The 9,256-nt window shown below is 43.5% G+C and carries 9 protein-coding genes; 5 read left to right on the top strand and 4 right to left on the bottom strand.

The window, feature by feature from the left end; genetic code table 11:
* Nucleotides 1-287 precede the first annotated feature (287 nt).
* From U2P89_RS05200 to U2P89_RS05180, 5 genes are all read left to right on the top strand, one after another.
* Nucleotides 288-587 (top strand): type II toxin-antitoxin system HigB family toxin, encoded by a 300-nt coding sequence (locus tag U2P89_RS05200; protein ID WP_322190808.1) that lies wholly within the window; start codon nt 288-290, stop codon nt 585-587.
* 11 nt (nt 588-598) lie between these two features.
* Nucleotides 599-988: a helix-turn-helix domain-containing protein gene (locus tag U2P89_RS05195; protein WP_322190807.1), complete on the top strand. Its 390-nt coding sequence runs from the start codon at nt 599-601 to the stop codon at nt 986-988.
* Between the two features lie 232 nt (nt 989-1,220).
* A complete protein-coding gene (ahpC, locus tag U2P89_RS05190; RefSeq protein WP_322190806.1) occupies nt 1,221-1,787 on the top strand; it encodes an alkyl hydroperoxide reductase subunit C in 567 nt (188 codons plus the stop codon).
* Nucleotides 1,788-1,861: 74 nt separating this feature from the next.
* Nucleotides 1,862-3,412, top strand: coding sequence for an alkyl hydroperoxide reductase subunit F (gene ahpF, locus U2P89_RS05185; RefSeq protein ID WP_322190805.1), 1,551 nt, complete (start codon nt 1,862-1,864; stop codon nt 3,410-3,412).
* 154 nt (nt 3,413-3,566) lie between these two features.
* Nucleotides 3,567-4,040 (top strand): Dps family protein, encoded by a 474-nt coding sequence (locus U2P89_RS05180; RefSeq protein ID WP_322190804.1) that lies wholly within the window; start codon nt 3,567-3,569, stop codon nt 4,038-4,040.
* 162 nt (nt 4,041-4,202) lie between these two features.
* Here U2P89_RS05180 and U2P89_RS05175 read toward each other — a convergent pair whose 3' ends face one another.
* The 4 genes from U2P89_RS05175 to U2P89_RS05160 all read right to left on the bottom strand — a co-directional run.
* Nucleotides 4,203-4,913: a LytTR family DNA-binding domain-containing protein gene (locus U2P89_RS05175; protein ID WP_322190803.1), complete on the bottom strand. Its 711-nt coding sequence runs from the start codon at nt 4,911-4,913 to the stop codon at nt 4,203-4,205.
* Nucleotides 4,885-6,006 carry a sensor histidine kinase gene (locus U2P89_RS05170; RefSeq protein WP_322190802.1) on the bottom strand — a complete coding sequence of 374 codons (1,122 nt, stop codon included), beginning with the start codon at nt 6,004-6,006 and terminating at the stop codon, nt 4,885-4,887. The genes U2P89_RS05175 and U2P89_RS05170 overlap by 29 nt, the downstream gene beginning before the upstream one ends.
* 116 nt (nt 6,007-6,122) lie before the next feature.
* A complete protein-coding gene (locus U2P89_RS05165) occupies nt 6,123-8,972 on the bottom strand; it encodes a TonB-dependent receptor (protein ID WP_322190801.1) in 2,850 nt (949 codons plus the stop codon).
* Between the two features lie 61 nt (nt 8,973-9,033).
* A partial coding sequence (locus tag U2P89_RS05160; protein WP_322190800.1) for a hypothetical protein occupies nt 9,034-9,256 on the bottom strand: 223 nt, incomplete at its 5' end.

Genomic DNA, 9,256 nt, shown 5'->3' with positions numbered 1-9,256 from the left:
GAAAACGGGAGTAGCCCGATTCTTCTTTAATTATTTTAGTCGGTCAGTAGTGATTATATTTGATTATCCATCATTAAAGAAGAATAGCCGCGATGCTTTCATCTGAAATCAGACCATATAGAAGATCCTATTAAATATCCGGAACCTTTGTAGAATATGTAAATAAACTACTCTAAACGACCTTTCCCATAATGGTGAAATATTAAAATTCAAATTTATTCCGGCATTTTATTTTGAATATCAAAATAATTTATCAATCTTTGTAGAGTTAATACAATGACAGGGAGATGGTAATTATAGCACACAAGACACTACGGATTTTTTATGAAAGAAAAGGATGTGAAGATTCGAAGGATGCACTTGAGTGCTGGTATGCAACGGTTAGAAAAGCTCAGTGGAAAAATCTCCCAGAGCTAAAAGCAGTTTATCCGAAAACGGACTATGTAGGCAATGACCATTATGTATTTAACATCAAAGGTAATAAGTACAGGATTGTTACTATCATTCTGTTTCAAGTGAGAACTATGTTTATCCGTTTTGTGGGTACACATGAAGAGTACAATAAAATAGACTGTTCAACTATTTAAGAAAATGAATTATGAATAAAATCAGCAAAGCACAATACGAATTTGCCCTTGCAAGGATCGAGGAACTTTTACCTCTGGTAGATGGCAATACTCCGGTTACAGATAAGAATCTGATAGAATTAACGATTGTGTCGGATATTGTTGAGGAATATGAAACAGAACACTTCCCCATTGGGAAACCGACCATAGGCATATTGATTAAAAACGCGCTGGGAGAAAAAGGAATGACGCAAAAAAACCTGGCAGCCATACTCGGGATCAGCCCTTCCAGAATTAACGATTTTATTGTCGGAAGAGCCGAGCCCTCTTTAAAAATAGCCAGTCAAATATGTTATATACTGAATATTCCGTCAGATGTTATAATGGATATTTATGCCGAATCTGTAAGCCAAGCTATCTAATTTAATCTCATATTTATCAGAAGTCTTGTCCAAAGTCAAAACTTTAGCCAATACCATATAAACACAATCAATCAAGGATGTATTTCAATAAATAAAATCTTTATCTATCTTTGTAGCACGAACGAAGGAAAACCGGTTCGAAGGGTTTTTAAAACAAGTTTTCACCCGGTATTCAGAAGAAAACCATATAAGAAACATCTAATTATATAACAAAAACAAAATAGAAAAAATTATGACTTCAATTATCAATTCACAACTGACAGAGTTTAAAGTAGAAGCCTACCACGAAGGCGAGTTCAAAACAGTAACCCACAACGATGTATTGGGTAAATGGGCGATTTTTTTCTTTTATCCCGCAGACTTTACATTCGTATGCCCTACCGAATTGGTGGACGTAGCTGAAAAATACGAAGAACTGCAGAAAATGGGCGTGGAAGTTTATTCGGTAAGTACCGACAAGCATTACACCCACAAAGCATGGCACGATGCATCCGACAGCATCCGCAAAATCAAATATCCTATGCTGGCAGATCCTACCGGACTCCTCTCCCGCGCATTCGGCGTGATGGTGGAAGAAGAAGGTGTTGCCTACAGGGGTACTTTTGTAGTAGATCCTTCCGGAAAGATCAAGATTGCCGAAATCCACGATAATGGCATCGGTCGTAACGCTGAAGAGCTGGTGCGCAAGGTGAAAGCCGCCCAGTTCGTAGCCACCCACGACGGTGAAGTATGTCCCGCTAAATGGCAGGAAGGCCAGGAGACATTGAAACCCAGCATTGACCTGGTCGGAAAAATTTAATATACAATCACTACTGACGGGTAACCTGTAGTGAATTACAAACTACGGGTTACCTGTCTTTTTATTTACACATTATGTTAGACACATCATTAATAGAACAACTACGGGGCATCTTCGCGGAACTCGGTAATGATTACACATTCGATGTTTCGGTCAGTGAGAATCATCCGAACCGTGGACAGCTGCTCGAACTACTCAACGACGTAGCATCGGTTTCGGATCACTTGACTGTGAAAGTGAATCCCGGTGAAGCCCTTGCTTTTGATATACTGAAGAACGGAGAAAAGACCGGCATCCGGTTCCGCGCCATACCCAACGGTCATGAGTTCACCTCATTGTTACTGGCCGTATTGAATGCTGACGGCAAAGGTAAAAATCTGCCTGATGAATTCGTCACAAAGAAATTGAAATCGTTGAAGGGGGATATCCATTTGACGACTTATATGTCGCTTACCTGCACCAATTGTCCGGATGTGGTACAGTCGCTGAACGCCATGGCGGTGCTTAACCCGCATATTACCCACGAAGCGGTGGATGGCGCCATCTACAAGGAAGAGGCCGATGCTTTGGACTTGCAGGGTGTTCCGGCAGTTTTTGCCGATGGCGAATTGCTGCATGTAGGCCGTAGTAATTTCGGCGAACTGCTGGCAAAACTCGAAGCACATTACGGTACGGAGACATCCGAAACCGAAGAACAACCCGTCCGCGAATACGATGTGGTTGTGGTGGGTGGCGGCCCTGCCGGTTCATCAGCGGCTGTGTACAGCGCCCGCAAGGGACTGAAAGTGGCTGTGATTGCTGAACGTGTGGGCGGACAGGTCAATGAGACGGGAGGGATAGAAAACCTTATCTCGATTCCCCAGACAACAGGCCCTAAACTTTCGGATGACCTCAAAAACCACATGAAGGAATATCCGATTGATATTTTTGAGAACCGTTCGGTGGAAAATGTAAAGGTGGAAAACGGCCAAAAGGTGATTACCGCCCGGACCGGTGAGATATTTACCGCACCTGCCTTGATCATCGCTACAGGAGCAAGCTGGCGCAGGCTGAACGTACCCGGAGAAGCCGATTTTATCGGAAAGGGTGTAGCTTTCTGCCCCCATTGTGATGGTCCGTTCTATAAGGGTAAACGTGTAGCCGTGGTAGGCGGGGGTAATTCCGGTATCGAGGCGGCTATCGACCTGGCAGGGATTTGCACCCATGTCACTGTCTTTGAGTTTCTGGATGAATTGAAAGCCGACAAGGTTTTGCAGGAAAAGGTGAAAAGCCTGCCCAACGTAGATATCTTCCTCCACTCACAGACCACCGAAGTGATCAACAACGGAGAGAAAGTCATTGGAATGAAGGTAAAAGACCGCAAGACCGAAGAGGAGCGCTTTGTGGATCTCGACGGGGTATTTGTACAGATCGGTTTGGCGCCCAATAGCGCGGCATTCAGGGATGTGGTAAATACCAACCGTTTTGGCGAGATAGAGATCGATGAACGCGCACGAACCAATGTGCCCGGGATCTATGCCGCGGGAGACGTAACCACGGTTCCTTACAAGCAGATCATCATCTCCATGGGAGAAGGCGCCAAAGCGGCTTTGACGGCATTCGACGACCGGATTCGTAGAATATGATCCCACAGTTGCCACGTCAAACTTCGTTTAGATAGACAAGACCGGTATTAGAAGGAGATTTCCCGAGAGTATAATAATGAAAAAATTGGTGAATAGCATACTATTTTGTAAATTTGCCACAATTATAACGACAATACAGTTAAACAAAAAAATTATGAAAACATTAGATTATTTAGGATTAGATCCAAAAAGTACAGAAAAGACAGTGGACGGCTTACAGAAATTACTGGCCAGCCTGCAGGTTTACTACACCAACCTCCGCGGATACCACTGGAATGTAAAAGGTATCGAGTTTTTCGGCGCACACGCAAAATACGAAGAGTATTATGATGACACTGCCGAAAAGGTGGATGAAGTGGCTGAACGCATCCTGATGTTGAGCGGCACACCTGCACACAACTTCAGTGAATACCTCAAAGTATCGGCCATCAAAGAGACCGGCGTGGCAACCAAGTCAAAAGAGATCGTGAAAGAGATCCTCGACTCACTGAAAGTGCTGATTGCTCTGGAACGTGAAATATTGGAAAATGCTTCGGAAGGGAGCGACGAAGGTACCGTGGCGCTGATGAGCGACTATATTTCAGAACAGGAAAAAACTGTCTGGATGCTTACCGCATACCTTTCGTAAGAACTGTTTAAGTATTTTATAATACTGAAAAACAGAATATTAAATATTAATATGTGAAGTGTTGATTGAGAATTCAGATCGGCATTAAGAATAAGATAAAGGAGGGCGAATCACCTGTTGGTTTGCTCTCTTTTTTATTTCCGTTCAATTTATTCTATCGCCTTATCTTCCTATCAGCGACATAAACTGTTTGCGATAAGTATCCCCCATCGGTATCTGTTTTTCGCCAATGGTAATACGGCTTTTATTGATACTGGATATCTTATTTTTGTGGATGATATATGAACGGTGGACACGCATAAAGCGCTCTGAGGGGAGGTCTTCTTCTAACGCTTTAAGGCTTATCAGTGACAAGATAGGTTTTGGGTGGCTTTCAGTATATATTTTCACATAATCTTTTAAACCTTCGATATAGAGGATATCGTCAAACAGTACATGCAACAACTTGTAATCTGATTTCACAAAAATCCCGGAATTTTCCTGTACTGTTTCGGTCACCATTTTCTTATCAGTCATTTCAAACCAATTCAACGCCTTTTTCGCGGCGGTAAGGAAATCGGCAAAAGAAAAGGGTTTTAGAAGATAATCGAGGGCATTTACCTTGTATCCTTCCAGGGCATATTCACTGAAAGCAGTGGTAAAAATAATCCGGGTATGGTCACCGATAACACGGGCAAACTCCATTCCATTCACTTCAGGCATCTGAATATCAAGGAAAAGAAGGTCTACCTTCTCATCTGCAAAATGTTTCATGGCCGACAACGCATTGCTGTATTTGCCCGTCAGTTTCAGGAAAGAGGTTTTCTGTACATACGACTCCAGAAGCGATAGCGCCAATGGTTCATCATCCACGATCCAACAATTGAGTATCATTCGACTGTTTTTTTGTATCGATCAAAAGCATGGTTGTATAAACATCGTCTTCAATAGAGGTCTTCCATTGATAATTGTCGGGATAAAGCAGCTCCAGTTTTTTCTTCACCAGTTCGAGCCCGATACCGCTCCCACTCTTATCGGATTCCGATTTCGGGAAGTAACTGTTCCGGGAGACAAACTCCACTTTTCCATCGGGATACTCTCTGAGCGAGATATTGATAAACGAGGGCTTTTCCCCGCTGATACCATGCTTGAATGCATTTTCAATCAAAGATATAAAAATTAAGGGAGAAATAAGCGTATTTCCGGATTCGGAATAAGAAAAATCAGTTGTCAGTTTCACATTGTCAGGCAGACGTATCCGCATCAGCTCAATGTAATTACGCATAAATGTGGCTTCCTGGCGAAGGGGGACGAAAGTCTGGTTATTTTCGTAAAGCAGGTGGCGCAACATCTTACTCAAATCCACCACAGCTTGTTGTGCCTTAGGAGGATCGAATTCTATCAGCGCATAAATATTGTTCAGTGTATTCAGCAGGAAATGGGGATTGATCTGGTTCTTGAGGTTTTGCAGCTCCGCATCCGACTTTGCTTTCTCCAACTCTTTCCGCTCGTTGTCCACTTCAAACCAACGAACGGTCATCTTCAACGCTACACTCAATCCTGCCATCAAAAACAACCACGTAGAGTTTCTTACCAGCAACAGGAGCTGCATATTGTTACTCCAACCTCTACCCCCACCCCGTTTCATGCGCCTTCTTGGCCTCAGTTCCGGTATAAGGGTTTCAATCAGGTCCCGTCCGTAATGCATCAGGAATGCCACCGCTATAATAAGCAGCAGGTTGTAGAGGATGAACCGTTTGGTCTTCCCTTTATACAAGAGCTTATCGATCAGCAGGAAATAGTTGAGGTAAAATACCAGCATGAATCCCAGTAACTCAGGGAGCGACCGCATGAAGGACTGCCAGTAAAATATACGTTCGGAATCCATAAAAAAGTAGGGGAGAATGAAAATCACCCCCCACAGTAATATGTGCATAAGCACATTGTTCCATGCTCCTCTTTGTTTTGACTTTAACAGTTCATCCATTATCCTGCAATTAATAGCCGTTCAGTTTCATTAGACTTACCTTAGTCGTTTTCAATTCTCAGCAGAAGCAAAATTATCCTTTGCTCATTTAATTCAACGAAAAAGTTCAAATCCTATTAAATAGGACCACCCGGTCCGCCGGGACCTGGACCTCTTCCAGGACCTCCAAAGCCTCTTCTCTGAGGCATCATATCTTCTTGTGTGACACCGCCTTTAAATATATTGAACCTATACACGAAATGCACCATGAAATAACTTGTAAGCGTATTAGTGGTCGTGTCTTGTATATAGTTGGATGTTACACTTCTGCTGATATTACTGCGTTGTTGCAGGATATCATATATTTTAAAACGGATGGTGCCGTTCTTTTGTTTAAATAACGTCTTCTGTAAGGAAGCGTTCCACAGCCATTCGTTTTGCTCAAAACCGTCGGTATAACCTGAGTTGGTGGAGTAATTGATATCGCTTTCCAATGTCAGATCCCACGGCAGATAAATCGCAGTGGTAGCGCTTCCGCCATAGTTCAGATATTGCTGGTCGATCTGTCCTTCGAGACTGTTGGTAACATTGTTGAAATTGACATTACCGCGGATAGAGAAGTCGAACTGGTCTGAACGGTAGTTCAACCCAAGTGCTTCCATCAATGATATCTGCCTGTTCGTATTCTTATCTTCAGCGGTAAACTCTTTTGGTGCATCCTCTCCGGAAATCGATTTAGAGTATCCGTATCCCTGGTTATATCTTGCGAATGACATCGAGAAAATGGAGAACTTGATATTTTTCAACGGCACATTGAAGATCACGCGTGCATCGGTATTCCAGTTTCCCGATACGTTACGGTAAGTGGCTTCCTTACGCCCTGTGGTCACATCGGTGATAGTTGCCGACACTATATCATTCGTCATGTATGCTCCATTCAGGTACGCCGACAAGGAGCTGGCCTTTTCCGGATTCGAACGTTGGTAACGTACATTGAACCGGTGTTGGAAGGAAGGCTTGAGATCGGGATTACCATAGCGGATATTCAGCGGGTCGGAAACATCAATCACAGGTGAGAGCTGTGTTACCGATGGTTGCTCAGTGCGTCCCCAGTACCGCAGACGGAGATTGTGCGTACGGCTCCAGCGATAATTGAGCTGTGCCATGGGAGCAAAATTGAGTACATCCTGTTTGGTGTCGTGTATCATGTCTGTTCCGATAAATGTTTTACTGCGGGAACTGGACGGTTCCATTGAGACACCGAACATATAGTCGTAATTCTCTCTTACCGACCTGAAATTCAGCTCAATCTCCTGATTCACGAAATTATTTTCAAGCCGTTTGCTGTAGGTTGAATCAAGTACGGTGTATTCTCCAAACTCATCCTGGGTGCGCGTATCCTTATCTGATTCCGATACATTCTGACCGTACTCATATGCCAGCTGCAGGAAGTTATTTCTGCCTATCGGTTCCACATAAGAGAGGTAAACCCGCCAGGAGGTGTTGTCGCTTGTGTTCGTGAAGCGCTGGTCGATAAGATCATCGGGGCGGGTTCCGTTATAAAAGGTGCCTGAGACGCTGGTACCGGTATTTTCTGATTCGCCTCTATTGGCACGTAACTGGGCGCTCAATATCCGTCCCTCTTTTCCCAACTGACGGCTTATATCCAGATTTCCTCCATAATCTTTTCCATTCCCTTCTGAAAAATATTCGGAATTACCATAATTGATGGTATCACCCGACAGTTCATTCCGGGTATGGAAATCCCCTGTTTCGTCGCGATTGTTGTTATAGAACGCCACATTCGGCCGGAAAATAATGGTGGTGGCATCATCAGGATTCCATTCCATCCTGAGGTCCATATTAAAATTCCGGCTCCTGTTATTTGACCGGTTGCTTTCATTTTCCAGGGTGTTTCCTGCACTGAGGATATTTTGGGTGAACACATCCGACTGTACATCGGTATCAGTAGATCCGTATCGCACATTACCTCCGATCTTGAATCTGGAAGAGAGTTGGGTACTGAAATTACCCCCCATATTCAATGAGGTGGATATACCGTCTCTTGCCCCAAACATCCGGCCTCTGCCTCCCCGGCCGCCCATACTGCCGAACATGGCTCCTGCCAGATCGGAAAATCCGGCATTATTGGTATTATTAATACCTCCAAGAAAGGTATACTGATCTTTATCCTTCATGTAATTAACCATACCATTGGCTTCATAGCGGTCTTTGCTTCCATATCCTGCGAAGGCATTACCAAACAGACCTTCTTTCATGCCGGGACGCACCAGCAGGTTGATCACATTCTCTTCTTCACCGTCGTCGAACCCGGTCATCTGTGCCATCTCTGTTTTTCTCTCAAGCACCTGCAGCTTCTCCACCATCTTAGCCGGGAGATTTTTAGAAGCTACTTTTGGGTCGTTGCTGAAGAATTCCTCTCCATCGACCAGTATTTTAGTGATTTGCTTTCCGTTTACGGTGATCTTCCCTTCGCTGTCAATCTCCACACCGGGCATCTTCTTCAACAGGTCTTCCACTACTGCGCTTTCGGTCACTTTATAAGAATCGGCATTATATTCCAACGTATCACCCCGTACTGCAATTTCCGGTGCTTTGGCAGTGACCACAGTCTCCGACAGTAAGATATTGTCGTTTTCCATCGCTATATTACCCAATTTCACATTCGGATTGGATGAGGTCACCTCCACATTCCGAAATATGTCGTTATAGCCGATGTAAGAAATATGTAGAATATAGGATCCGTTTTTTATCGGTATTGTAAACAGCCCCTTATCATCGGAAGCTTTCCCTGTAACAAAACTGCTGTCTGCCTGCTGGAGTACACGTATATTGGCCATCGGCACCGGCTCTTCCGTTTCTTTCTCTATCAACTTTCCCGATATGGAACTGTTTGTCTGTGCCTGCAGCATACATGAGAAAGCAGGGAATAAAACAGCCATCACCAAAAAACAAATCTTTTTCATATGATAAAAATATTCTTTTCTAACATTCACTTAACCGATTCATCCGGAAAGAAGAATTATATCAACCTCCATTTTTTAAATTCAAATTGTACATTTGAATTCGCAACAAAAATAGCATAGTCGTCAGGTTTCCACAAAAGAAATAGATGAACTCTCCTATTTTATCGACCAACAGTGGCTTTGAGGCGATCAAGCCGTAAATCGGAAGGAAAGAAAATGACTGTTTGTCTTTACTCATGTTTCGCACTTCCCTCAAACCATTGACAAAGAAATAGAAGGGAAAT

It is taken from the genome of Proteiniphilum sp., assembly GCF_034331125.1.
In the GTDB taxonomy this organism is placed as follows: Bacteria; Bacteroidota; Bacteroidia; order Bacteroidales; family Dysgonomonadaceae; genus Proteiniphilum; species Proteiniphilum saccharofermentans.
Note: the sequence above shows the minus strand (reverse complement) of the source record. Positions and strands in the feature narration are given on the sequence as shown.

Bases quoted from the DNA above. Each gene is read 5' to 3' on its own strand.
- U2P89_RS05200 (WP_322190808.1), top strand. From the start codon at position 288: ATGGTAATTATAGCACACAAGACACTACGGATTTTTTATGAAAGAAAA.
- U2P89_RS05195 (WP_322190807.1), top strand. From the start codon at position 599: ATGAATAAAATCAGCAAAGCACAATACGAATTTGCCCTTGCAAGGATC.
- ahpC (WP_322190806.1), top strand. From the start codon at position 1,221: ATGACTTCAATTATCAATTCACAACTGACAGAGTTTAAAGTAGAAGCC.
- ahpF (WP_322190805.1), top strand. From the start codon at position 1,862: ATGTTAGACACATCATTAATAGAACAACTACGGGGCATCTTCGCGGAA.
- U2P89_RS05180 (WP_322190804.1), top strand. From the start codon at position 3,567: ATGAAAACATTAGATTATTTAGGATTAGATCCAAAAAGTACAGAAAAG.
- U2P89_RS05175 (WP_322190803.1), bottom strand. From the start codon at position 4,913: ATGATACTCAATTGTTGGATCGTGGATGATGAACCATTGGCGCTATCG.
- U2P89_RS05170 (WP_322190802.1), bottom strand. From the start codon at position 6,006: ATGGATGAACTGTTAAAGTCAAAACAAAGAGGAGCATGGAACAATGTG.
- U2P89_RS05165 (WP_322190801.1), bottom strand. From the start codon at position 8,972: ATGAAAAAGATTTGTTTTTTGGTGATGGCTGTTTTATTCCCTGCTTTC.